This is a genomic window from Limnoraphis robusta CS-951 (assembly GCF_000972705.2).
The window spans coordinates 1-26,973 of the sequence record NZ_LATL02000232.1 but is presented as its reverse complement, the minus strand read 5'-3'; the positions used below and the strand labels follow the sequence as shown (position 1 = coordinate 26,973).

The following is a 26,973-nucleotide window of genomic DNA, read 5'->3' as shown; positions in this document are numbered from 1 at the left end:
GGTTTAGATAGATTGTTGATAGGAAAACAGAGATTTGTTCGGAACCCGCCCCTACATTTGTGTGGGGGGTGAGTTTAGATAAATTTTTGAGGGGAAGACATAATTATTCACCTTTTAAGACGGTTTTAGAAACAATGCGGGTTTTCTTGCGCTCGGCTTCTGAAAGTTCTTCACCTGATTGTAAACGAGTTGCACTGGTTTGTAAAACAGTTGCGGCGTTTTTATCCCCCATTTGTAATGCTGTTTTTGCGGCGGTTTGTAACATTGTTGCGGCGCCGACGCGATCGCCTTGTTGGAGTTTTGTTTCGGCAATTTGGGTTTGTCGGTATTTCGCTAAGGCTAAAATATGTTGCTGAACTTGGGAATTTTGAGTCGGTTGATAGCCTTGCATGACATTAGCTTCTAACAAAACAGGTTCAGAATATAATCCTTGCATTCCCAAAGCTGGATCATCATAACGGACTTGTAATTGAGCGATTTTTTGTCTTCCTGGGGGCAGTTTTCCGATATAAAGATTCGCGAGAACAATTCGTTCTATGTCTTTCATTAAATCCCCCAAACGAACCACAAATTTATCGGCTTCTTTTTGTAACGGTAATTCTATCGTATCTGGGGAAACTTGGGCAATCGGTTTTAACTCAGCAAATCTTACTCCCGGCATCAGAGAAAAAAGTAAATAAGAATTGGTTAAACCCACAGATTGCATCCGATTAAACAAGCGACTAAACTCATCAATTACCTGTTCTGGATATTCAATATAAGCGAGTGTTCCGCCACCTGCATCGGCAATTTTTTCTAAAACATCTTGGTTCCAATCATCTCCAAAACCCAAAGAATTTAAAGTCAAGTTATAATCCGTTGCCAGTTTTGCCAACTTCAAACAGCGATTATTATCTCCATGTTCATTTTCACCATCCGTCAGGAGAAACGCTTGAGAAATGCGCTCAAGTTTCCCTTTTCCCAACTCTTCAATCCCGAGTTTTAACCCCTCATCAATCGAGGTGCCGCCCGAGGTTCTTAAACGGTTAATTTGCTTTTTAATCCCTTCTGGATCAATAATATCTTGATTCGGAATTAACACCTTAGCCCGATGATCAAATACGACAACCGAAATGCGATCGCCAGGGTTTAAGCGATCAATTAATTCACCCGCCGCTTTTTTCACGGTTTCCAACGGACGCCCACTCATCGAACCACTATGATCTAAAATCAGACAGAGGTTCAGGGGAACATGGTGATCAACAGCGTTAGGAATCGCTGAAACCGATAGAGAAAGCTGACGCTGGCTGCTTCCTTGAGTGATATCGAGATTCGGATCGTTGAGAAAAGGTTCTAAACTAACGTTCATAGGAGTGAGTTGGAGTTGCGCTAGTATATCTTTATATCAGAATAGCCCTTTCGTGACTCAGAGTAATTTGTTTAACTCTACACTAACTGTACAGCAACTTCCTGATACCTAGAAAATCAGGTAAAGTGAGCAAGGTTAATGTCTAAAAACCCGCTAATTTGAGCGGATTGTTAATGTTTAATGCTGCGTTGTCAGAGGTTTAGGGGTGGTGTTCCTCTGTCAGAGCAATTATCCCCGAAGGCTTTTGAGATCGGAAATCCACACCTTGGCGTAATCACCGAACCGTTTAAGATGAGCAGTTAAAAACCCTAAAATTCGCCAAAACCCTTGAATAAAAGGAGCGTTATCACTCGACTGGGATGAAATCGAGATACAGAGGATCACTGAAAAAGGTTGTAAACTAACCCTGATCAGACTGAGCTGAACTTGCGTTAGTATTTCTGTATAAGAATCGCTTTCTGGGTTCAAGCTACAATTTTTGAAGAGTTCATACCGAATAAACCGTGCAAAGCTCATACTACAACGATAGCCCGCTTCGGACACCGCCCCCAGATTTAGAATCTCTGCTGTTAAAAGAGCGGATTGTTTACCTGGGATTGCCATTGTATTCATCTGATGACATTAAACGCCAAGTCGGAATTGATGTCACCGAACTGATTATTGCTCAACTGCTGTACTTACAGTTCGACGATCCCGATAAACCCATCTATTTTTACATTAACTCGACTGGGACTTCCTGGTACGGAGGAGATGCGATCGGGTTTGAAACCGAAGCCTTTGCCATCTGCGATACGATCAGCTACATCAAACCGCCTGTTCATACGATCTGCATCGGTCAAGCGATGGGAACGGCGGCGATGATTTTGTCAGCAGGTACAAAAGGATACCGTGCTAGCTTACCTCATGCTACGCTGATTCTCAATCAAGCCAAATCAGGCGCCCGAGGTCAAGCGACTGATATTCAGATTCGGGCGAAAGAAGTCTTAGCCAATAAACAAACCTTTTTGGAAATTATGGCTAAGAATACAGGTCAATCGATCGAGAGAATCTCTAAAGATACGGATCGGATGTTCTATTTGACCCCCGAACAAGCCAAAGAATACGGTTTAATTGATCGGGTTCTGCAAAGCCGCAAAGATTTGCCAAAACCTGTTTTAGCTGTTTAATTTCGTTAATTTTATTAGCAAGAGCGAGAAAATAGTCATGCCTATTGGTATTCCCAGTGTTCCTTACCGCCTTCCCGGTAGTCAATATGAGAGATGGGTTGATATCTATACCCGTCTGAACCAAGAACGAATTATTTTCCTGGGTCAAGAAGTGACCGATGGGTTAGCCAATCGGATTGTGGCGTCAATGCTCTATTTGGACTCTGATGATCCGAATAAGCCGATTTATCTCTACATCAACTCCCCCGGAGGTTCCGTCACAGCAGGCATGGCAATATACGATACCATGCAATACATTAAATCCGATGTCGTGACCATTTGTGTGGGTTTGGCGGCTTCGATGGGGGCTTTCCTGTTAGCTTCGGGAACCCCTGGAAAGCGCCTCGCCCTCCCTCACGCCCGAATTATGATTCACCAACCGATGGGCGGAACTCGGGGTCAAGCGACGGATATCGAAATTGAAGCCCGAGAAATTCTACGAATTCGCAGTCTGTTAAACAGTATCCTCGCCGAACGGACGAATCAATCGATCGAAAAAATCGAGAAAGATACGGATCGCGATTACTTCCTATCCGCCGAAGAAGCTAGAAACTACGGTTTAGTTGATCAGGTGATCGAAGAACGTCCGGTTTAAACGGGTAGGGCGGGTTTATGTCAGTTGTTTGTGGGAAACATCGATCAGTGTGGAACCCGCCCCTACAATTCTGTAAACTGTAAAGGCTGTTAACTAAAATTAGGGTTGACGGAGTTGATACAAACTGAATGGATACGGCAGATTATTATCGACAATTGGGATTGCTATCTGGTGCAAGTTTAGAAGCAGTCAAAGCTTCTTATCGGCGACTGGCTCGGCTTTATCATCCTGATGTTAACCCGGATCACTTAGCCCGAGAAAAATTTATAGCGGTGACAGAAGCTTATAAGTTTTTGCTGAATATTGCTAAACCCGAAGCCGAAAGTTTTAGTCCATCTGAACCTCAGCAAACGGTTGTTTCTCAAGTGCCTTTTCAACCGCTCCGGGTGAAAGTGACTCGTCAAGAACCTGCCTTAAAAAGAAACCCTCAACTCTCAGAACTCGAGCAAAAATTGAAGGAAAATTCTTATCGAGAATTGCAACAATTGCTGAAATATCAACGCTTTCCTAGAGCGATCGCTTTAATCGAAGGTTTGGCTGAACGGATTCCGCAAGATGTGGAAATTCGTCAATGGCAAGCTATTACTTATCAACGATTTGGACGCGCTCTAATTAAAGATAAAAAGCTGGAAAAAGCGAGAATTTATCTCAAAAAAGCTCTGAAAACTGATCCGCATAATCGCGCACTTTGGATCGAAGTTGAACGTGATTTTCGGCAGTTAGAAAAGGTTTATTAGAGCTTGTTGACTTCAAAACCTACATATTCCTGCCCCGAGCGCGAAATCCGATCTTGCGGGCAGACCCCCTAAAGGGTTCGTTAGTTGCTCTCAACTGTTCACTGAAAACTGTCTACTGACGGCGAACACCCAACCCCCAATCCCTAATAAAGTAGTTATTTATACTGATTTCTGAAAAAAATGCGGCGAGGGACAGTAAAACTTAATTTTTTAAGAAAAAAAAATAAATCCAGCTTGAGTAATCAACCAAAGATATAAAACTTAGCTTAAAATTTGGCCGTCTGACCCAAAAAGTCTCCTTAATATAGATGGAGATCCTTCTGCTGTCGAGCCGCCAGTGGAAGTCAAACTAAAATGCTTCAGGACTCGATAGTAGCGGGGATTAGATTTTTCTAAAGTCTAATCTAGTTAAGAGGGGAAGAAGCAAGAATCTCTCGACAAGTGAAAAGCTTGTGGGTGAGAGTGTCCAAGGAGAAACGAGTAGACACCGGAGACGATAATCATGGTTCAGATTCCAGCCAAGCCCACGCAAAACGATCCTCTGGATCAGGGGCATTACATTGATCGGGACTGCACCACGCTATCCCGTCATGTTCTCGAACAACTCCATAGTTTTTCACCCGATGCTCAAGATCTCAGTGCATTGATGAATCGCATCGGACTTGCGGGAAAATTGATTGCACGCCGTTTAAGCCGAGCGGGATTAGTAGACGATGCCTTGGGGTTCACAGGCAGTGTGAACGTTCAAGGAGAAGAAGTCAAGCAAATGGATCTCTACTCCAACTCGGTGTTTATCTCCGTGTTCAAACAAAGCGGTTTAGTCTGCCGCTTGGCTTCTGAAGAAATGGAGAACCCCTATTATATTCCCGAAAACTGCCCCATCGGACGCTATACGTTGCTATACGATCCCTTGGATGGTTCATCCAATCTAGACACCAACCTGAATGTCGGATCAATTTTCTCGATTCGTCAACAGGAAGGCAATGATGAGGACGGTACGGCTTCAGACTTGTTGCAACACGGACATAAACAGCTAGCCGCCGGGTACATCCTTTATGGCCCGAGTACATTGCTGGTTTACAGCATTGGAACAGGCGTTCATTCGTTTACCCTTGACCCGAGTTTGGGTGAGTTTATTCTTGCAGATGAGAACATCAAAGTTCCCGATCACGGCCCTGTCTATAGCGTCAACGAAGGCAACTTCTGGCAGTGGGATGAATCGATTCGTGATTATATCCGCTATGTTCACCGTCACGACGGTTACACGGCTCGGTATAGCGGTGCTTTAGTGGGAGATATCCACAGAATTTTGTATCAGGGCGGTGTGTTTTTGTACCCCGGTACGGTGAAAAAACCCGAAGGAAAATTGCGTTTGCTGTATGAATCAGCACCGATGGCCTTTTTAATGGAGCAAGCGGGAGGACGGGCTTCTACGGGAACTCAGGAAATTATGGACGTGGTTCCCGACAAATTACATCAACGCACACCCCTGGTGATTGGTAGTAAAGAAGATGTTGCCCTAGTCGAGTCCTTTATTCAAGATCGGGCGCGTCGGGAGGAACAATAGGCATGATCAACAGGTAAAACGATACAGAAATTGAAGTAGGCATTAATTTGTTTGTCAAAGTGTTGACTTCGTTGATCAGTTCTCGGGAAGAAAAAGTCAAATCGTTTTCTCCAGTCGGATAGTTCAGTTCGGGGTTATCAGTTCATCAACACCGTAGGAATAGGCATTAAAACTTAAGCTGGAATCCCGAAAATTTTAGACCATCACGGAGAAAAATAAACCAACGGGTTCACCTGCTATTTATCGCTGAAAAGCTTGCTCATTGAGCCTTTGAATCCGAAAAAATCCTCGCCGAAAAGCCAAAATGGGTAAGTGTTCATTTCTAACGGTTTGCTGATCACCGAAAACAGATAATTAAAACAAACAAAAAGTGTCACCGCCTCAACTAAATTGACAAGGGAATGTAAATGGTTACACTACTAGAAAATCCGTTACGGATTGGACTGCAACAAGATCGCATCCCGGAACCTCAGATTTTAGTCATCTATGGTGCATCGGGGGATTTAACTCAACGCAAATTGGTTCCGGCCCTCTATCAGATGCGCCTCGAACGCAAGCTGCCTGCGGAACTGACGATTGTCGGGGTGGCACGCCGAGACTGGACTCACGACTATTTTCGTGAACAAATGCGTATCGGTGTCGAAGAATTCGGCGGCGGCTTACAATCGGAGGAACTGTGGAACGACTTCGCGAAGGGGTTGTTTTACTGTTCCGGTAACATGGATCAGCAGGAAAGTTATCAGAAACTTAAAGCATTTCTCAGCGAACTAGACGAACTCCGAGGAACCCGAGGAAACCGCGTCTTTTACCTGTCTGTCGCCCCTGCTTTCTTCGGGGAAGCCATTCAACAGCTCGGTGCTGCGGGAATGTTAGTAGACCCGAAAAAACATCGTTTGGTGATTGAAAAACCCTTTGGTCGCGACTTGAGTACCGCCCAAGTTCTTAACCGGATTGTGCGTCAGGTTTGCGCTGAAGAACAAGTTTACCGGATTGACCATTATTTGGGCAAAGAAACGGTTCAAAACTTGATGGTGTTCCGGTTTGCTAACGCGATTTTTGAACCCCTGTGGAACCGTCAGTTTGTCGATCACGTCCAAATCACAGTTGCCGAAACCGTTGGTTTGGAAGGACGGGCGGGTTATTATGAAACCTCCGGGGCGTTGCGTGACATGGTGCAGAATCACCTGATGCAAGTTTTCTCCCTAACGGCGATGGAAGCCCCGAACTCCCTTGATGCCGATAGCATTCGCAACGAGAAGGTTAAGGTGTTGCAAGCGACGCACTTGGCGGATATCAACAACCTCGACCACTCAGCCATTAGAGGTCAATATACTCCCGGCTGGATGAAAGGTAAGCCTGTTCCCGGTTATCGAGAGGAAGAAGGAGCAGACCCCAACTCGACCACGCCGACTTATGTGGCTCTGAAACTGCATATTGATAACTGGCGTTGGAAAGGGGTGCCGTTTTATCTGCGAACTGGAAAACGGATGCCGAAAAAAGTCTCAGAAATCGCCATCCAGTTTAAAGAAGTTCCCTATTTGATGTTCCAGTCGGCAGCCAAACAAGCGAACCCCAACGTTCTGGCCCTGCGAATTCAGCCGAATGAAGGGATTTCGATGCGGTTTGAGGTGAAAACACCGGGAAATTCCTTGAGAACCCGTTCGGTTGATATGGATTTTCGCTATGATACCGCTTTTGGTAAGCCGAATACGGATGCTTATGCTCGTCTATTGATTGACTGTATGCTCGGTGATCAAACACTATTTACCCGAGATGACGAAGTAGAAGCCTCTTGGAAGATTATTACTCCGCTTTTAGAAGCTTGGGATGCTCCTGCTGCCCCGGATGCGATTCCTTTCTATGAAGCCGGAACTTGGGAACCTGTAGAAGCGGAACTATTGCTCAACCGCAATGGTCATCGTTGGCGCCGACTGTAGAATTGGGGGAGTGCAGTCAAAAGTAAGACCTTGAAAACTCTTGCTTTTTGACTGACTACAGATGTGAACGTGAGAACATCTCTACAATGAACAGCTAATAGCTAATCACTAACGACTGATACTATGAGTACACCACTTGTTGCGCTACAAAAACCAAAAGATATCTCCCTGAGCGAAATTGAGGGCGAGTTAAATAGCATCTGGCTTTCTCAAGCCGTCGGAGGTGGAAAGACCAAGGCAGTCGCCACTCGAGCCGCGACGTTTAGTATGGTTATTTATGAACCCGAAGAATTCCAACAACTCCTGGGTGGGTTGGGATTTTATACGGGGGCGCTGGATGGGATTCACGGTACGAACACCCGCGAAGCGATTAGAGAAGCTCAAAACGTTTATGGTTTGAGTATTACGGGTCGGGTAGACTCACATACTCTGGCTAAACTGCGCGAAGAATTTGCCAAGCTCCCCCCGGAACGCCAACAAATTACTAATTTGGATAGTCGCGGTTTTAGTATCAGTGAAGCGATCGCTGCTCAAAATCCTTGTCGGATTATTACCCTTTGTCCGACAATGGGCGAAGATACGGGTGTCACGGCTCAGGTTTCTGCCTACTGTCCGATTCAGCAAAAGAGCGAAGAAAGTCTGATTTGTGCTGAATATATTACCCTACGCGGCACCAAAGAAGCGTTAGAACGGGTGAGCGATGTTGTGGCGTCTTTGATGATTCCTGACTTACCTAAGTTTGTTTGGTGGAAGGCGACGCCGAATCCTGAACAAGATTTGTTTAAGCGCTTGTCAAGTTGTAGTAATTGTTTGATTGTGGATTCTTGCTATTTTAGTGATCCTGAATCAGAATTGCTGAAAATGCAGAATTTGATCGAACAGGAAACCTACATTGCTGATTTGAATTGGCATCGTTTGGCACCTTGGCAAGAATTATCGGCGGCTGCTTTTGACCCTCCTGAACGTCGGATGTCGTTGGGTGAAATTGACAATGTGGCGATTGATTATGAAAAGGGAAATGCAACTCAAGCGTTAATGTTTTTGGGTTGGTTTGCTTCTCGCCTCGATTGGAAACCGATTTCTTTTACCTCTGAAGGTGGAGACTATGACTTGAAATATGTCAAGTTTAAAGCGCCAAATGATAAGGAAATTGTTGCTGAGTTGGCGGCGATTCCGGCTGCTGATTATGGCGAAATTCCTGGTGATTTGGTGGGTTTACGGTTAACTTCGAGTAATCCAAATGCCAATTGCTGCACGATTTTGTGTTCAGAAACGACGGGTTGTATGCGGATGGAATCAGGCGGAAGCGCTCAATCTTGTCGCACGGAACAGGTGACAGCTACTTCTGATCAAAAAGCTGAATCCCTAATGACGCAGCAATTGCAACGTTGGGGTCGTGATATTTTGTATGAAGAAAGTTTAGCGTTAACGGCTCAAATTCTTAAACTCCGTTAGGTTTAGAATTTTAATTCAATTTGTAGGGGCGCTGTTGGCGCCTCTTGTTTTTTGTTTTAATCTACCACAAAGACACAAAGACACAAAGAAAATGAACTCGAAAACGTTAAGAAACTCGCCCCTACAGAATCATTATTCATTCATCGGCAGACATGATATAATCATTCAAAACTCAACGGAGGCGTTGCTTGATGTCTTACAGTGAGTTTAGTTTAGCGAGAGCCAAACAAGAGTTCGGTTTAGTCACCTTAGAAAAACGCGCTCTTTTTGCTGATATTCCCAAAGTAGAAGCCAGTAATTTGCTCACAGAAACCCTCAACTATCATCTACCGATTGCTTTAGGAAGTAATAGTGAAAAAGCTCGTTCTGAACTGATTATTGCTCCGATATTGGTGGATTTGCGCCGACAGTTAAAAGAGCAAATTAGTTTATTTTCGGGGATTGATTTTACCGTTGACTTAACTAAAGGATTAAATGGAATTTGTGATTTTATTATTACGAAGTCTCCAGAAATTCTGATGTTAACAGCACCCGTGATTATCGTTGTAGAAGCCAAGAAAGAAAATATTAATGCTGGTTTGGGTCAATGTGCGGCGGAAATGGTCGCGGCTCAAATTTTCAATGAGCAAGCCGCAACGGAAATAAAAATCATTTATGGTGCGGTAACAACAGGCAGCATTTGGCAATTTTTAAAGTTAGAGAAACAAACATTAAGCATTGATTTGAGCGAATATTATCTCAACGATGTCAATAGAATTCTGGGTATTTTAGCGAGTGGTATTTATCAAGGAAATTAAAATTGACAACTCTTTATACGGCTGTTAAAATTAAATCTGTGGCATTATAAACCACATAATCAAACTCTGATTCATCAATGTCATTCGGGTCTAAATATCCTAAATTTAAGGCTTCACATTCGGCTTGGCTAATATTTTCTGAAGACAAAATCACTTGATATTTTTGTAACGCTTGACTGACTCGCATCATGTGACTGGCGACAACTGGACTGCTTAACTCTCCAGAATCAACTAAATTTTGAATGGTTTCTGGGTTAGAATAGCCGAACTTTGCGATCATTTCGCCGTGAGTTCCTGATATTTTTTCCGAAAGTTCACCTCGAATAACCAGTTTTCCGCCTTCTTGGATGCGAGAACCGCAGTTATATATGGCTTTTGCACCTTGCCAAAAATCAACACATTTGTTATCAATATAAGTGAGAATACTTGAACAAGTTTCAACGGGTTTAACGAAATATTCGGCACAAAGTTCGGCGGCTTCTTGGTAAGAGGAATAAAAATCTCCAATAAATAAATGAGCAATTCCGGCGGGGAGGGTGATAAAGTTCACCGAAACATAGATTTTGGGAAAGGTTGTGATCACCAAGTCGGCAATTTGATGGATGATTTGACGAATCGGATTCTCTATTTTGCCGATAATTTCTGCTTCTGAATAACGAGTTATTTTCCAGTGGGTGTAATCAATAGCGGCTTTATTAGCAATTCCCGGACAGAGATATTTTGCCCCTCCAGAAAAGCCTACGACACGATGAGGAAGCACACTTCCTAATGCAATAATTATATCATGTTCGCTGACTGCCTGATGAATTTTAACGGGAATATTATCTATTTTTCCGACTTCTATTAACAGCGAGTCGTCAAAAGCGTTATGGTTGATCAGTTCAATTTGACTCGCCGCTTCGGGAGAAATTCCCAGCTTTTGTTGCATTTCTAGGGTTGTCATCGGGCGATGAGTTCCCAAGGCAAAAATAACACTAATTTGACTGGCTTGTGTTTGGAGAACTTTTAAAAAATCAGGAAAAAATTGATAAAGAGGTGTTGCACGGGTGACGTCTTCACAAATGATCAAAACTCGCTTTTGATTCATGTCAAACTGAGACAGATAACTGAGCAATTTTGTCAGAATATCCTCTTTTGATAAGACGCTTGGCACTTCTAAGGCTATTTTTTTCACAGCTTATATTATGTCCGGTTGAACAGTTATAAATAAACGACAGAGGAGTCAGGAGTCAGGAGTCAGGAGTCAGGAGGAAATAAAGAAGAAGAAAGAGTCGGATTATGAGAAAGTTTTTGATCACTAATTATCCGGACATGATATTACCCATACTAACACTTGATCTAAGATAATAATACAGCTATTTCACCAGAAATTCAAGTTCCTAGTGAATAGCTAAAAGTTAAGTTTTTAGTAATTTTGAGGGCATTTAATGGGCTAGTCTAACGCCCAATTGCTTGATAGGTGACGAACTGACCAACACGGGGTTTCCCAAAGCGTTTCCAAGCACTTCCACCCCGCAAAAATAACTCCATCCAACGCACTTGTTGTTTGTCATTCAGCGTCCAACCCGAACTTCCAGGTGCAAAGGCTAAGGTTCCTTCACTGACGCGAAAACTACCATCAGAATACACGGCATCACTGACCATATCTCCGACTCTAACGATGACTTTTGTTTCCGGTTCGAGGTCAACCGAATCCGCAGAAATGGTCGTTTTAATATTACCATATCCATCAATCCAAGCGACCCGATCTTTTGGATAATCAGGAATTTGTTCAGGTGTAATGATATCTCCTAAGACACTTTCATCCCCTTTCGCTAATGCAATTGCGGCTTGAGGGAAGACATCTCGTGAGCGAAATTGAGAGCCGCCGCGTGAAACTTTTATGCTATGAATAGACAGAGCAAATTCTTTGATAAAGGATAGAGAATATCCGGCTAAAACACCCACAACTTTAACACCATTGGGTAGTAAAGCATAAGTCAGTCCTTCACCTTCATTATTGGGGCGAGCTTCTAAATCATCTTGACGAGGGGCGCAATTATGATAAATTAAATGGTTGTCTGGGCCGGGATTAAGCCCTAATTGAGCGATCCAAAAACCTGTTGCTAACGTGCTAAAAGCCGGAACAGAAAGACAGTGAATTTTTGCATCGCTTAAGTGTTGAAGTAAACGTTGGTTGACTTCTGCAAACGCTGGATCTCCCGCACCATAATCAGCAATTAAGTTAATCAGCATGATGGAAGTTTTGAAAGACAGTTTTACTTTTGATAAGCAGATCTAGGTTAACCCTATTTTACAATAAAACCCCTCTAACTCAAGGTATACTGTGATTCAATTATAGATAAATTTTTTATCTAAAATTCAAAGTTTAATTGGGGTTGATTTTGGGGGCTTGCCATTCTCCTTGCAAGGTAAACGCGGCCCAAAAGTAGGGAGATGACCATTTATTTTGTTGCCACATATCAATTTGAGCGACTCGTAAAGCGGCGACGGGGGATAGGTTTTGTTGTAGCATTCGTTGATAAAATTTTACCATTAATTCTGAAGTGGCTTGGTCATCAACTTTCCACAAACTTACCACGACTCGGGGCGCACCTGCATACATAAATCCCCTCGTTAAACCGACTAATCCTTCACCTTGAATATTTTCTCCGAGTCCCGTTTCGCAAGCACTTAAAACGGCTAAGTCTGCGGAAAGTTTGAGGTTAAAAATATCATATAAACGCAAAAAACCATTTAAAGGTTCTCCCGTTTCATCCACTAAAGATAAGACTAAACCGGAGAGTTCAGGAGTCTCGCTATTGAGTAAACCATGAGTGGCAAAATGAAGAAGCCGATATTGATTAATTTGTTGACTGGTGACAAATTCTCGACGAGCTGAAAAGCCAAATTGTTTGGTACTATTAATCGTTGGAATTAAGTCTAAAATTCGTTCAGCTTCTTTCTCGGTAAAGGGTAAACGATCAAACAAAACCCCTGATTCTCGCGCCGAACGTTCTAACTCAGGCGGTAGCGGTTTCATCTTTTCTGGAACTACATTTTTCACCCGATCATCTTGATAGCTAAAAACCGGATCAGCCAGTATTGCTAAAGCTTTGGGTGCGGGTGTTCTTCCCTTCATTTCTTGACGTAAAACCGCTAAGGTTGAAGCAGAAGGAATGGTGACAATTTCATGGTTTACAATTAATGGCGTCCAGTCTTCTTCTAAGATTAATGTTCCGGGGGTTGGTAAGGCGTTAAACGGTACATATTGTAACACTCCATCCGCAACAATTAATAACCGTTTTTGACTGAGTTTTTCGGAATTGGGTAAGATCATCTCTGCTAATTCTTTACCCGTATCTTCGGCTAGTTTTCGGCGAATTCGTTGAGTTGGAAGTAAAAAAGAATCTCTAAATTCTGTGACTTGACGTTCAATTTCTTCGCGCCCAGGGAGTTCATAACTTTCGATGGAAGTTGGCGTAACAACCCATAAATAACTTCTATTTTTTCCGAGAGCATATTCTAATAAAATAGTCTCTTGCTCGAGAACTTTTTGCTGAATTTCAGTCAAGGTTAACGGTTGCGGTTGAGTTAATTCTGCGTAGTGAGGACTGCTGGCCCTAATTTCTGTTAATAATCGGCGATATTGTTGGAGTAAACTATCGATTTCCTGATTAATTGTGAGTCTTTGTTCTTCAGTATGTTCACGACTGAGTAAGCGAACTCGCAACTGTTCTAATGCACTAAGTTCTTGTTGCAGTTGTTTCTTTTCTTGTAATAATTTAGGGTCAATTCCAGATGTAACTTCTCCCCCAGATTCAGCTAATATTTCTAATAAACTTCTCGCTTTTGCTCGTTCACTGGCTTGTAAGGCTAACCCATCATAACCTTTTTCGGGATTTTGTTTATGGAGTTGCATTAACAAATCAATATAGAATTCATAATATTCCTGTTTGGAAGCAAAAAAAGAGGTTCTTAAATCTTGACGATCAACTTTTGTTCGTAAGTCTTCAATGATTTCTAAGGCTGCTTCTATCGTTTTAACTGCCGCTTCTAACTGACCTTGTTCGCGTTGAATTTGAGCAATATAATAAAGACTCAGTGGTTGTTTAGTTCTGTCTCCAACGGTTTGTCTAATTTGCAGAGATTGAGTACAAATTTCTAAGGCTTGATCTAAATTTCCTTGTTTAAAATCAACATAACAAAGGTTATTTAACGTACTGGCTTCTCGGGTGCGATCGCCTATTTTTTGCCAGAGTGGTAAGGCATCATTATAAGTTTGTTGAGCGAGTTTAAATTGATTAGATTGAGCATAAATATAGCCCTGATTATTCAACGTTGCGGCTTGTCCGCGAATCGTTCTCACATCAGCTCTTTCAGGTAAAGCGTTCCAATAGTTCAAGGCTTGAATATAGGTTTCTTTGGCTTTCTCTAGTTCACCTTGCTCGGAATAAACTTGACCCATATTATTTAAAATCAAAGCCGTCATTTTGCGATCCGCCGAATTTTCAGAGCGTTGCAAAAGCAATTGAGCTTGTTTATAATAACCTAACGCCCGATCTAATTCTCCTAACTCATAATACAGTAAACCCATACTATTTAATGTAGCGGCTTCTGCGGAGTCTAATCCTATTTCTTTTCGGAGACTGTGAGCTTTTTCATAGGCTTCTAACGCCTTTTGATATTCACCCCATTTGAGATAAACTTCAGCAGAAAGTTCTAAAATAGGAGCCTCCCAATACTCCGGTTGAGACAATTGAGGAAGTAATCGTAAAACCTGACGATAATAATTGATAGCGGCTTGATATTCTCCTAAGTCAGCATGAATTAAACCCAAAAATTGCAACGTCGTTGCTTCTTGAGTCAAATCACCCTGTTCTCGCCAAAGTTTCAAGGCAATTTCTAACTGTTCAATGGCTTGACGTAAAGCCGCACCTGTTCCTTGACGATACTGATTTAATCCTGTTTTTAGAGCTTGTTGTGCCGGATTTTCAGTGTTTACTGCTAGAATCATTTTTTCTCTGATTTCCCTATCCCAAAAGTTAGAGGGGTTGGGAGACTCAACCGGAACAACAGGCTGAATTTTTCCTGATAGAAGAACGCCCAGTAGAAAAGTGACTTGAAGCGTTCGCGACAACCGCCTGATCAAGAAGATTTTTTTCGGTTTGTGTTCACAGGTCATCGGTTAACTTAAAATAGCTTTTATAACAATCTTTGATTGATCCTTTCTTATCCTCTTTCTCAATCTTAACCGCTAAACCAGATGATGCCACTAAACTTTATTTTCAGTTACCATCGTTGTCAAAAAACCATCTTCAGCCTGCTTCCGGGTTTGTCTTTTGCTGTCGGATTTGAACTGCTAAATGTTCCCGCTTTGGCTCAAATTGATCTGGCTATCGTTCAAGAAATTTTAGATGGGGAAGAAGTCTTCATTCAAGAACAGCAAGCCAAAGTCGAAGACAAAGCTGATTTAGGGCAATTAATTCATACTCAAGAATCTCGTGCAAGTATAGAATTTAATAATGGTGCCGCCGGACGCATTGGAACAAACTCTCGCGTTACTGTTGGTCAATGTGTGGAAATTCAACAAGGTCAAGTGGTCGTGAGTGGGCCTGCAAATGGCTGTATTGGAGGGTTTTCAGTCGGAGTTAAAGGTACACTTTATATTATGGAAACCACCGAAGATGGCACCGGAAATATTAAAGTATTAGAGGGAGAAGTTGAAGTCACTTCTCAAGAAGCAGGTGCAGTTCCGATTATTTTAAGGGAAGGTCAAAAAATAGGCGTTTTACCGGGTGTACTCGGACAAATTCAAGACATTACACCCGAAGAATTGGCTCTGATTTTAACCGGAGAACTGTTTTCTGGGTTTAATATTCCAATTACGCCAGAAGGTGCATTACAAGCGATGTGTCAGCGAATTGTTCCGCCTAATTTTAGTTGTTCTGCAAATGGGGTTCCGACTCCTAATATTCCAACACCGCCTGTTCCATCAGTTCCTAGACCTTCAATTCCGGGTTCACCTTTCTAAGTTTAATTAATTGTTTAAAACATGAATTGACTTGAGTCTGTATGAGTAGGCCTGAAAAACCCGGTTTATCTGATCAACGGGGTTTTTATTCCGCGCTAAAGCGCCACAACAAAACGTTCTAGTAACCATAAAACCCCAGGTAACGTAATAAAACCAAGTAAGGTTGAAACCACAACAACCCTGGCAGCTAAAGCCCCGTCCCCGCCAAATTCATTCGTCATTAAAAAGGCTGTAATTGCAGTGGGCATTGAACTTTGAAGAACTAAAACTTTTAAATCTAAAACCGCTAACCCTAACATTTTTCCCACTGCAAACGCAATAACTCCCCCACCGATAAGCCGCAATAAACTCGCACCGACTTCATAGCCAGTCAGTTCAAATTTACTCTGAGAAATTTGGATTCCTAACATCAATAAACCCAAAGGAATTGCGGCTTCTGCTAACAAATTTAATCCTTCATCTAACTGAAATGGCAGTTGAACATTAAACCCTCGCAAAGCCACGCCAAAAAATACCGCCCAAGTGAGAGGAAGTCTCAACATAAACTGAATCGAAGAACGAAAACCACCCTTTTGTAAAAAAGCAGGAACCGTCGTTAACACAACAACATTCCAAACAATTAAATACACAATTGCCCGTTCAAGTCCCGCCTCTCCTAACGCAAATAACGTCACTGGAAGCCCTAAATTTCCGACATTCGGTAAAGCCGTTGTGATCACAAAGTTTTTCTTTAAATCAGTTGGAAACTTCAAAGAATCACTCAATTGCCAAGCGGAAACACACCAAGTAACAAACGTAATTAAAAACCCAATTGTAATCGCAATCGCATTTTCTCCACTCAGCGTTGTTTTGTAGAGATTATCAACAATTAAAGCCGGAAATAACACATACAAACTTAGACGAGACAGCGTAGATTGATCAAGATTAATCTTTTTTCCGACAATATAGCCAATCAAAACAATACAAGCTACAGGCAAAATTGCGGAGAGAATTACAGTCATAAATTTAGAGATATATTCTTCAATCCCATAAAAATTAGAGACGCCCTTAATGAACGCCTCTAAAACATTTCAACTCAATTAAGCAGCCGCCACTAAACCACTATGAACCAATAACGGTTGGGTACTCGGTTCACGTCCTCGGAAGGATTTAAAGACTTCCATCGGGGGTAAACTTCCGCCCAAAGCTAACACCGTTTCTCGGAAGCGTTTACCTGTTTCAGCCATTGCTTTTTCATCTTCTAATCCCGCTTCTTCAAAGGCATAAAACGCATCCGCACTGAGAACTTCTGCCCATTTATAACTGTAATAACCTGCGGCATAACCGCCCGAAAAAATATGCCCAAAAGCACATAAAAAGGCATCTTCAGGCAATGGTTTCAACACGGTTGTATTTTCAGCAATGCGGTTTCTGACGTCAACAACTGTTTCCTTTCCACCCGGTTGATAACGATGATGTAACTCAATATCGACCAACCCAAAATGAATCTGTCGCAGCATCACCGTTGCACTCATATAAGTGCGGGAGGCTAACAGCTTTTGATAATAATGTTCAGGCAAAGATTCACCTGTTTGATAATGTTTTGCCATGCCAAACAATGTCGAGCGATCATAACACCAATTCTCCATAAATTGGCTGGGCAATTCCACCGCATCCCATTCAATATTATTAATTCCGGCTGCCCCTGCATAATCAACCGTTGTTAACATATGTTGTAAACCGTGACCAAATTCATGGAATAACGTTTCCACCTCACTAAACGTCATTAAACTCGGTTTTCCATCAACAGGCGGCGTTTGATTACACTGCAAATAAGCCACAGGTAAACGAACCGTAGATGCACCATTTTCTGTTATTTTTGCACGAGTAATACACTCATCCATCCAAGCCCCACCCCGTTTTTCAGCCGGACGACTGTAGGCATCTAAATAAAAATAAGCAATCGGATTTCCCGCCTCATCAGCCACTTGGAAATAACGCACATCTTCATGCCAAACTGGGGCTTGACCATCGGCAGAAATAATCGTAATTCCAAAAATCCGTTGGACTAAACCAAACAACCCTTCTAACACTTGGGTAAGCGGAAAATAAGGGCGTAATTCTTCATCGGTAAAGGCAAACTTTTCTTCTCGTTGACGTTCCGACCAAAAACCAATATCCCAATGTTTTAAGTCTTCCGCTTCCGGTGCCTCTTTGGAAGCTGCAAAGGCTTTTAATTCTTCAAATTCTTTCAGGGCTGCATCATAACTAACCACCCGCAATTCTTCCGATAATGCCTCGACTGCTTCCACACTCGGCGCCATTTTACTCGCTAAACTTAACTCAGCATAACTGTTAAAACCGAGTAATTTAGACTTTTCTTGACGCAATTGTAAAATTTGTTCAATTAAGGGGAAATTATTCAATTCATTCTGAGAAGCCCGACTCATATAAGCCTTATAAACCTGTTCCCGTAATTCTCGCCGTTTGCTAAACTTTAAAAACGGGCCGAAACTCGGAAAATCTAACGTAATTCGCCAGGGGCCGTTTTCTGCGGTGGCATTTTCTATCCCTTCTGAACGCGCGGCTTGGGCGGCTAAACTGAGTAAACTGGGCGGTAAACCTTCTACATCTTCCGGTTCAGTTAACGTCAAACTAAACGCTTTCGTCGCATCTAAAACATGATTGCCAAATTTAGTCGAAAGTTCGGCTAATTCCAGTTCAATTGCATTAAACCGATCTCGTTTTTCTCCTTCTAAACCCACACCCGACAGTTCAGCATCTCGAATTGCCGCTTCAACAATTCGCTTTTGGGCTGAGTCTAAAGTCTCCCATTCCGAAGACTCCCGCAATGCTTTAAATGCTTTATAAATCGCTTGACTTTGATTGAGTTTATTAATGAACTTTACAACTTTGGGCTGTATTGTTTCATGGGCTGTTCGCAGTTCCGGGCTATTTTTTACACCCATTAAATGACTCACAGTTCCCCAACTCCAAGTTAAACGTTCCTGGAAAAGTTGCAACGGTTCAACTAAACCTTCCCAAGTCGGTTGTACATTCGCTTCTAAACTTGCAAGTTCGGCGTCAAGTTCTTCTAATAATTGCGTCATCTCGGGAACCACCGCATCCGCTTCGATCATCTCAAACGGAGGGAGTCCTTTTCCTCGAAGCAATGGCTTGTCTGCTGTTATGCTGTTCGCGATCATTCCTTTTTCCTGTCTTCCTGTAGGGGGTCATTCAATTGTTATACCAAGTTCTGGGGGTTTAGTGCAGCAAATGGCCGAAAATAAACTTGAGTCTCCACCGGCAAATGATCCGAACCCGTCGAAGCCAACACCTTTGTCATTTTGGACTCCCCATCTGGAGAATACCAAATATAATCAATCCGAAACAGCGGATAATCAAGAGTTTGAGTCGAATTTTTCATCAGAAAATTGAGCGGCCAACCTTGAGGCCAGGTTAAGCCTAAACCCCATCCAGACTCTCGAAAAGCATCCCGTAAAACTTGGCGCAATCGATGATAATCTTGAGTTTGGTCGGTGAGATTAAAGTCACCTGCTACAATTACAGGGTTTGTTTCTTTCTGAAGTCTTTCGACTAAATCGATGATTTCTTCAGAACGTTCACGATAATCATAAAAGGGGATTTTTAAAAAGGGTAAAATCTGTTTAAAGCGAATCCAAGGTGAAATGGTTTGAATATTATAAAGCGTTATTTCTTGTTCGTTAATCCTGGCAATTGCCCGCTGCTGAAATTCCGAATGATCGGCCAAGTGAATGGTTTCAGTCTCCCGGAGAGGAAACTTACTTAAAATTGTTGTTCGATTAATCGCTGAAATATTCGAGAGAATGACGAATAAACCCGAAAAACAGACATAAAAATTATCTCCGCTCAAATAGATTTAGCGTGGCTTTATCAAATTTGATAGCCAAAACCCTAGATGTAGTGTATGATTGTGAATCCCTGTTGAATTCCAATTCCCCTAATGGCTGTCAATCATCTGATCGAGTGGAACGCAAGCTGCGTTGACGAACAACTTACCCAACTTAATGTTACTCCCTTAGAAGGCTATCGTCCCCTCGATTATCTGCTTTATTCTGATAGTTTACCCCGTCGTAATGATGGCCGAATTAGCGATCGCATTCTCAACCGTTATCAACACCTCTACGAAGGCGGTTGGTGGTGTTCCGGGATTGATATTCTCACCGGAAAAGATGACCTCTGGGGCTGTTTTAAACCCCTTCAACCGCGTATTAATAGCGATCGCAACAAAATTATTAAATATGAACATCCGCCCCAAACTCCCACCGGAATTTTTGCCTTAAGAGTCTCTCAACCCATCTGGGAACGCATCGCTCAACGTTACCATTTTACCCTTTTAGAAACAGATATTCAAAATGATCAAAGTGATTTAGGATTTTGGGATTGGGTAATTAATCATCCCGAAATTCCGCTTTGTATTACCGAGGGGGCGAAAAAAGCCGGGGCGTTATTAACAGCAGGGTATGTTGCCATCGCCCTTCCCGGTATTCACGGAGGTTATCGAGTTCCTAAAAACGAGTGGGGGAAACCCATCGGAAAATCTCGTTTAATTCCACAATTACTGAAATTAACAGCATCTAACCGAGACATATATATTGTTTTTGATCAAGACAGCAAACCCAACACGATAAAAGCAGTTAACACCGCCATTAAACAAACAGGCTATTTACTGACTCAACAGGGTTGTTCTGTTAAAGTTATTAGTTGGAATCATCAATGGGGAAAAGGGGTTGATGATTTAATTTTAACCCATTCTCAAGCAGCTTTTGATCAAGCCTATGAAACAGCTATTCCCTTAGAAACTTGGAAAGCATTGTCGTTTAACTGTTTAACCTATCCGGCGACTCTGCAAGTTAATCAACGGTATTTATCGACTGTAGAAATCCCTCAAACGGCTAAACTGATTGGGATCAAATCACCGAAAGGAACAGGTAAAACCCAATTTATAGAACACATTGTTAAACAAGCGAAAAAATCGGGGCAACGAGTCTTAGTTATTAGCCATCGGATTCGTTTAGTTGAAGCATTATGTCAGCGATTTGGGTTAAAATATCTTCAGGGAATCGAAACAAATTCACCTCAAGAAAAAACTCCGGGTTATGGTCTTTGTATTGACTCTTTGCATCCCGGTTCTCGTGCGAATTTTCACGCAGAAAGTTGGTCAGATAGCTTGATTATTATTGATGAAGTTGAACAAGTATTATGGCATGGGTTGAATTCTGATACCTGCCGCCATCAACGAGTGGCGATTCTGAAATCCCTCAAAACATTGATGCAAAATGTTATCGGAGGAAACGGAAAAGTCGTCGTTGCGGATGCAGATCTCAGTGATATTTCGATAGATTATCTTCTCGCGTTAGCCGGAGTACAACAAACACCTTTTATTATTCATAATCAATGGAAACCGCAAATAGAAGACGCTTGGTCAGTTTATAATTATAGTGGAAATACACCCAAACAACTGGTTAAAGATCTAGAACACCATATCGCCGAAGGGGGTAAACCGTTTGTCTGTTTATCCGCCCAAAAATTAGCCAGTCAGTGGGGAACCTGCACCCTAGAAACCTATTTTAAAACCCAATTTCCTGAGAAAAAAATCCTGCGAATTGATTCAGAATCTCTCGCCGATCCGACTCATCCCGCTTATGGTTGCATTCCTCAAATTAATCACATTCTCAAAAATTACGATATTGTATTAGCGTCGCCCTGTATTGAAACGGGGGTCAGTATAGACCTACAAGGACATTTTACCTCAGTTTGGGGCATTGCTCAAGGGATTCAAGCGGAAAATTCTGTGCGTCAAGCGTTAGGACGAATTCGAGACAATCTCCCTCGGTTTTTGTGGTTAGCCACTCATGGGTTTAATCAAGTGGGAAATGGCGCCGTTTCTATGAAGACATTACTCAGTTGTAACCATCGGTTAACGCGGTTAAATATTCGCCTTTTACAACAATCTGATTTTGAGGCTTTAGATGATTTAGAAATAGGATTTCAAGCGGAATCTTTACTCTGTTGGGCGAAAATGGCGGTACGGTTTAATGCAGGGATGAGTCAATACCGAGAGTCAATTTTAGCCGCATTAGCAGCAGAAGGTCATCGGATTTTTGAGGTGACTTCTGATCGGAAGCTATCCTCAAATTATCAACAAAATATCGAGAATAAAAAATCATCCCGTCCGAGTTTATCGGAGATGATTTCCGCCGTCCGCGATCAAAACTATCAAGCCGAATGTCAGGCGATTTGTCAAGCCCCTGAGTTAAGCGATCGCCAATATCAAGCCCTACAAAAACAGCTCGTAAAAACCACAGAAGAACGCCGATCACAACGCCAATATGAGTTAAAATTACGATATAGAATTCCCGTGACCCGTGATTTGATTGAAAAAGATGATCAAGGATGGTATGATCAACTGAGGATTCATTATTTTCTAACCCTTGGTCGTCCGCATTTAAGTTATCGAGATGCAGCGATCGCCTATCGATTAATCGAACAAGGTCAGGGGAGTATTTTTGTACCCGATTTTAACCGTTCCCAACAGGGGGCGATGATTGGAGTGATGGAATTATTCGGAATTTCTGCTTTAATTCAAAATCCCCAACGAGAATTAAAAAATACCGACAAAGATTTACAGAAAATCGCAGAAATAGCATTACGAGATCGGTTAGCCATTAAATCAATTGTCGGGATTGGACTGGCTCAAAATTCTAGCCCGATTGTGATTATTAGACGATTTCTTGATAAAATAGGGTATAGCTTAGAATGCTTACGATTAGAATCTCATCAGAAAAAACGAATACGAGTCTATCGCATCGTTGAACCCGATGATGGACGATGGGAAGTCTTTCAACAGTGGTTTGCTTGTGAAAATCAATCTCCGGGACAATTCCCCTCACAACTGCAAAACTCGCGAAATGCGATCGCACAGACGGGCCGAGTAGAAGCAGAATTTACACAACTCTGTTTGCAATTTTAGAGTACAAGCCTTTAAAACAGCCTGGAATTTGTAAAGTCTGTGTAAAACTTCAGTAAAACCACTGACAAATCCTGAGAGAAAATGCAATGATGATAAATAGCAATACCGAATACCTCCAAGAGAAGGGAGCATATCTCGGCTAAATTGCTAAATAGATTGATTCGTTTAGGGTCTGTAGGTGTTAGCCTGAAGAGCAAAAATTTCAGATATTTTCTGAAAAAAAAGCTCAAACATTTCTCTCAAAAGGATCATCTAAGTTTCCTGTGGTCAATTCTCCTGTGTTCAATGTTTTCTGTGTGTGATTTGTTTAAAGCTTGAGTTTTCTGTGGTCAATTAAGTCAAAAAAGTCTCGACTTAGGTTGAGGCTATTTTTTTGATTACAAAGAATTGGTATTAGCTGTTAAAAAGGAGTTTTTGCATATTCTCCGCAGATAAAGGTTTAGAGAAGTAATAACCTTGTCCTAATGGACAGTCTAAATGTTGTAAAGTGTTAAGTTGTTCGGCGGTTTCTATTCCTTCTGCGATCGCTTGAATCTGTAAAGCATTAGCCAGGATAATCATCGTTCTAACAATTTCAAAGCTGTGGGATTCTGAGTTCATATTGCGAACAAAGGAAATATCAATTTTTAGGCTATCCACTGGAAAACGATGCAGATAACTTAAAGATGAATATCCGGTACCAAAATCATCCAAAGATAAGCCAATTCCCCGAGATTTTAGTTTAGAAATACTCTCAGCAACTCCCTCGGGATTTTCGAGCAATGCAGTTTCTGTCATTTCTATTTTCAGAGAGTGTTTTTCTAAACCTGTCTCATTTAAAATCTTTGTGACTTGTTCTATCAGATTAGCTTGAACAAATTGTCGAGCTGAAAGGTTGACACTGAGAACAAAAGGAGGATGATTTTTGCGGTTTTCATTCCACTGATGAACCTGCTGACAAGCATCTCGCATTACCTTCCAATCGATGAATGTAATTAAGCCTGTTTCTTCTGCAATGGGGATAAAATGAGCGGGAGAAATAAGTCCTCGTTCGGGATGATTCCAACGAACTAACGCTTCAAAACCATTAATTTCATTGGTTTTTAGATTGACAATGGGTTGATAATAAACCTGAAATTCATTTCGCTCTAAAGCCCGTTGTAAATCACTTTCTAGTTGTTGAAGTAATTGCACCTCTTCCCGCATTGTTGCATTAAAGATTTCATAGCGTCCTCGACCTAAAGTTTTGGCGCGATACATAGCAATATCAGCATCTCGAATCAGATCATCAACTTGATTGTAACCTATCGAACTTAAAACAATACCAATACTAACATTGGTAAAAATTTCATGTTTATTAATATAAATTGGCTTGATGATTTCTTGACGAATTCGTTGAGCAATATGATAAATCTCATTGAGATCGTGTAAGTTTTCTAACAAAATTGCAAATTCGTCTCCCCCAAATCGAGCCACTGCATCAATACTTCTGACTGATTGTATTAATTTTCGGGCAATAATTCGTAGGAGTTGATCTCCAACTTGATGACCTAAACTATCATTAATGACTTTAAATCTATCTAAATCTAGAAACAAAATAGAAAAATTAAAATCAGGATTAATCAAATGATAACTATCAGCTTCCTGTAATTTATAAATAAAGCCCTGACGATTGAGCAAACCTGTTAATGAATCGTGAAAAGCTTGATATTGTAGCTTTTCTGTGGCTAGTTTTTGATGAGTAATATCTCTAAAAACCAATACAGATCCTTGAATCTCATTTTGAGAATAAAAAATCGGTGCAACACTATCATCGATAGGAATTTCTCGGCCATTTCTTTGAATTAATAAAATCGGTTCAGATAATGTAAGAGTTTGACCTTCTTCTATTGCTTTTAGAACTAGATGTTGTATAGAATGACGGCTGTTCTCGTGGATCACATTAAAAATATCGGTGATCGATTTTCCCACAGCTTCATCGCATGACCAACCTGTTAGTTCTTCTGCAACAGGATTTATAAAGTTTACCTTGCCCATTTTATCCGTTGCAATTACAGCATCAGCAATGCTATTAATAATAGTAGATAACCATTGAGACTGATCGCGCAACTGCTGTTCTATTTGATGCTTGTAAAGTGCAATTTCAATGGTGGTTTTTAGATCTCGTTCATCAAAGGGTTTAACAAGATAACCAAAAGGTTCAGTCAGTTTAGCCCGACTCAGGGTATCCTCATCGGCATGGGCTGTAATATAAATAACAGGAACATGAAAATGATTCGTAATAATATTTGCCGCTTCTATGCCATCCATTTCACCTGCTAACCGAATATCCATTAATACGAGATCCGGTTTAATTTCGGCAACTTTTTGAATCGCTGATTCTCCTGTATCTGTAATTTCTGGTATTCGATAACCCATATCTTCTAAAGTCGCTTGCAAATCCCGAGCAACCAGTCTTTCATCTTCAACAACTAAAATGATCACTTGTTCGTTCATGTTTTTTTTAACAGAAAATTATTAATCAATTTTTATGCGACCTAATTGGATTTTAAATTCAGTTCCCACCTCTCGATTTATTATTAAATTTCCTTGCAGTTGTTCCGTTAAATCTTTCACCACTTGTAGTCCTAAACTTTGAATATTATTAAAATCAATATCCGCAGGTAAGCCTTTACCATTATCACCAATAATCAAGGTTAAATTTTTTTCGGTCTCTAATTTTGCCTGAATCCAAATCATGCCTGCTCTTTTGGGTTCAAAGGCATATTTCAGAGAATTTGACATCAACTCACAAATAATTAATCCGCAAGGGGTTAAGGTATCAAGATCTAAGAAAATATTTTGATCGATATCAATATTCATCTGAATATTAGCCGAACTAATCTGATAAGTTCTCAGGAGATTTTTTGTCAAATCTTTAATATATTCATCGAGCTTGATGCAGCGAAAATCATCAGACTGATAAAGCTTTTCATGGATTAATGCCATCGATTTAACTCGATTTTGGCTCTCGATAAATTTTGCTTTAATCACTGGATCTTGAACAAAACGCGATTGCAACCTCAACAAACTACAAACCACCTGTAGGTTATTTTTGACACGATGATGAATTTCTTTGAGTAGGGTTTCTTTTTGCTTGAGTTTTTCAGCTTGTTTGCGTTCGCTAATATCCCGCCCTACAGACTGATATTCTACGATTTCACCTGCATCATTAAAAATCCCTCGATTAATCCACTGCATCCAGCGTACTTCGTTTTCAACGATGACTCGATGCTCAACCATTCCCACCGGATATTTTAAACTGATTGACTGAAGACATTGATTAATTTTTTCCTGATCTTCTGGCAAAATTCGAGGTTGATAGGAATGATAAATTACTTCTTCTAAACTCTTTTCAAAATATCGACAGTAGGCTTTATTCACAAAGGTTATAGTACCATCAGTTTGAAAACGAGCAATCAGTTCAGTTTGATCTTCGATAATCGCCCGATAACGTTGCTTACTTTGTCTTAATGCGACTTCTACCTTCTGACGTTCTATTATTTCCTGTTGTAACTTTAGGTTAGCGGCTTCGAGTTGAGTCGGGCTTTTTAATGCAAGTGCTTGAGGAACAAGGGGAACTAATTCTATCGCTGTGTAAAAAGAAACAACTGCGGTGATTAATTTAATCCAACCCGATAGCCAATAGTCAGGATGCCAAACTGTCCAAATACTGATCAGGTGAGTTGTTCCACAGGAGATAATAAACGCTCCAAATAGAAGAAAAATGCCCGGATAAGGTAAATCAATCCGTTTCCGAACAAAGTAAAATAGAGTCAGAGGAATAGAATAGTAAGAGAGTGCAGTCAAAGCATCAGAAGTCAGATGTAATGTCACCAGGTTAGGCTTCCACAGATAGCAATGTCCGTGAGGGATAAAGGCAACTGGGACGAGAACTGCGAACAAATCAGAAGACATTAATGTTCTCCTATTTTAAGAATCAGAGGACATCACAATGCTTCTATTATAATGAAATGGACATCAATTATTTCAGTGATAGCCTTTAATTCTTCAGTTCTTCAGTTCCCGATAAAAATCGTAATATACACAGTCGTTTTGCAGGCGAGAAGCTGTTATATTCCCCGGGTCATTTTCAAGAGGTAAAATCATCAATTTATTTAGCATAATCGAGTTTTTTTGCCTATACTTCTTCAGATAGATTTATAGGAATTCTCACCCGTGAGCGTAGGCCAGGGCTGTTTCATTTTCCCAGTGAATTTGTTAGACCCCTCCCCCTCGCCCCCTCCCCTGCCAGGAAAGGGGAAAAGAATTCTTAGTATTAAATCTTTAAAAGGTCTAAACTGCTC

The 26,973-nt window shown here is 41.3% G+C and carries 18 protein-coding genes; 9 read left to right on the top strand and 9 right to left on the bottom strand.

Annotated features, from left to right (window positions below; genetic code table 11):
* Positions 1-103: 103 nt before the first annotated feature.
* Positions 104-1,348 carry a vWA domain-containing protein gene (locus WN50_RS19795; RefSeq protein ID WP_046277521.1) on the bottom strand — a complete coding sequence of 415 codons (1,245 nt, stop codon included), beginning with the start codon at positions 1,346-1,348 and terminating at the stop codon, positions 104-106.
* 503 nt (positions 1,349-1,851) lie between these two features.
* On the opposite strand from WN50_RS19795, the gene WN50_RS19785 reads away from it, so the two are divergent.
* The 7 genes from WN50_RS19785 to WN50_RS19755 all read left to right on the top strand — a co-directional run bounded on the left by WN50_RS19785 (position 1,852) and on the right by WN50_RS19755 (position 9,641).
* Positions 1,852-2,514, top strand: a complete 663-nt coding sequence (locus WN50_RS19785) for an ATP-dependent Clp protease proteolytic subunit (protein ID WP_046277519.1) — start codon at positions 1,852-1,854, stop codon at positions 2,512-2,514.
* Between the two features lie 37 nt (positions 2,515-2,551).
* A complete protein-coding gene (locus WN50_RS19780; protein WP_046277518.1) occupies positions 2,552-3,148 on the top strand; it encodes an ATP-dependent Clp protease proteolytic subunit in 597 nt (198 codons plus the stop codon).
* A 128-nt stretch (positions 3,149-3,276) separates the two neighbouring features.
* The gene (locus WN50_RS19775) at positions 3,277-3,885 is read left to right on the top strand and encodes a J domain-containing protein (RefSeq protein ID WP_046277517.1); all 609 of its coding nucleotides are present in this window, start codon (positions 3,277-3,279) and stop codon (positions 3,883-3,885) included.
* Positions 3,886-4,387: 502 nt separating this feature from the next.
* Complete coding sequence (gene fbp / locus WN50_RS19770; RefSeq protein ID WP_046277516.1) at positions 4,388-5,452, top strand: class 1 fructose-bisphosphatase; 1,065 nt, start codon at positions 4,388-4,390, stop codon at positions 5,450-5,452.
* A 407-nt stretch (positions 5,453-5,859) separates the two neighbouring features.
* Positions 5,860-7,389: a glucose-6-phosphate dehydrogenase gene (gene zwf, locus WN50_RS19765; protein WP_046277515.1), complete on the top strand. Its 1,530-nt coding sequence runs from the start codon at positions 5,860-5,862 to the stop codon at positions 7,387-7,389.
* Between the two features lie 123 nt (positions 7,390-7,512).
* The gene (gene opcA, locus WN50_RS19760; protein WP_046277514.1) at positions 7,513-8,844 is read left to right on the top strand and encodes a glucose-6-phosphate dehydrogenase assembly protein OpcA; all 1,332 of its coding nucleotides are present in this window, start codon (positions 7,513-7,515) and stop codon (positions 8,842-8,844) included.
* A gap of 191 nt (positions 8,845-9,035) precedes the next feature.
* Positions 9,036-9,641 (top strand): hypothetical protein, encoded by a 606-nt coding sequence (locus tag WN50_RS19755; RefSeq protein WP_046277513.1) that lies wholly within the window; start codon positions 9,036-9,038, stop codon positions 9,639-9,641.
* A 13-nt stretch (positions 9,642-9,654) separates the two neighbouring features.
* Here WN50_RS19755 and WN50_RS19750 read toward each other — a convergent pair whose 3' ends face one another.
* The 3 genes from WN50_RS19750 to WN50_RS19740 form a co-directional block, all read right to left on the bottom strand.
* The gene (locus WN50_RS19750; RefSeq protein WP_046277512.1) at positions 9,655-10,815 is read right to left on the bottom strand and encodes a lactate racemase domain-containing protein; all 1,161 of its coding nucleotides are present in this window, start codon (positions 10,813-10,815) and stop codon (positions 9,655-9,657) included.
* Positions 10,816-11,078: 263 nt separating this feature from the next.
* Positions 11,079-11,876 (bottom strand): SAM hydrolase/SAM-dependent halogenase family protein, encoded by a 798-nt coding sequence (locus tag WN50_RS19745; protein WP_046277511.1) that lies wholly within the window; start codon positions 11,874-11,876, stop codon positions 11,079-11,081.
* Positions 11,877-12,009: 133 nt separating this feature from the next.
* A complete protein-coding gene (locus WN50_RS19740; protein ID WP_235441036.1) occupies positions 12,010-14,805 on the bottom strand; it encodes a CHAT domain-containing protein in 2,796 nt (931 codons plus the stop codon).
* An 81-nt stretch (positions 14,806-14,886) separates the two neighbouring features.
* On the opposite strand from WN50_RS19740, the gene WN50_RS19735 reads away from it, so the two are divergent.
* Positions 14,887-15,654: a FecR family protein gene (locus tag WN50_RS19735; RefSeq protein WP_235440965.1), complete on the top strand. Its 768-nt coding sequence runs from the start codon at positions 14,887-14,889 to the stop codon at positions 15,652-15,654.
* 95 nt (positions 15,655-15,749) lie between these two features.
* Here the strand turns inward: WN50_RS19735 and WN50_RS19730 are convergent, their stop codons facing one another.
* The 3 genes from WN50_RS19730 to WN50_RS19720 all read right to left on the bottom strand — a co-directional run bounded on the left by WN50_RS19730 (position 15,750) and on the right by WN50_RS19720 (position 19,528).
* Positions 15,750-16,655, bottom strand: a complete 906-nt coding sequence (locus WN50_RS19730) for an AEC family transporter (protein WP_046277510.1) — start codon at positions 16,653-16,655, stop codon at positions 15,750-15,752.
* Between the two features lie 78 nt (positions 16,656-16,733).
* Positions 16,734-18,839, bottom strand: coding sequence for a M3 family metallopeptidase (locus tag WN50_RS19725; RefSeq protein WP_046277509.1), 2,106 nt, complete (start codon positions 18,837-18,839; stop codon positions 16,734-16,736).
* A 38-nt stretch (positions 18,840-18,877) separates the two neighbouring features.
* On the bottom strand, positions 18,878-19,528 hold the full coding sequence (locus WN50_RS19720; protein WP_053221554.1) for an endonuclease/exonuclease/phosphatase family protein: 651 nt from the start codon (positions 19,526-19,528) through the stop codon (positions 18,878-18,880).
* A gap of 90 nt (positions 19,529-19,618) precedes the next feature.
* Between WN50_RS19720 and WN50_RS19715 the strand changes: the two genes are divergently transcribed.
* Entirely contained in the window at positions 19,619-22,648 is a 3,030-nt protein-coding gene (locus tag WN50_RS19715) for a plasmid replication protein, CyRepA1 family (RefSeq protein ID WP_046277508.1), read from the top strand.
* Positions 22,649-23,041: 393 nt separating this feature from the next.
* On the opposite strand, the gene WN50_RS19710 is transcribed toward WN50_RS19715, so the two are convergent.
* Together WN50_RS19710 and WN50_RS31495 are read right to left on the bottom strand one after the other, a co-directional pair.
* Positions 23,042-25,123 (bottom strand): two-component system response regulator, encoded by a 2,082-nt coding sequence (locus WN50_RS19710; RefSeq protein ID WP_046277507.1) that lies wholly within the window; start codon positions 25,121-25,123, stop codon positions 23,042-23,044.
* Positions 25,124-25,144: 21 nt separating this feature from the next.
* A complete protein-coding gene (locus tag WN50_RS31495) occupies positions 25,145-26,584 on the bottom strand; it encodes a sensor histidine kinase (RefSeq protein WP_063847408.1) in 1,440 nt (479 codons plus the stop codon).
* Between the last annotated feature and the right edge of the window lie 389 nt (positions 26,585-26,973).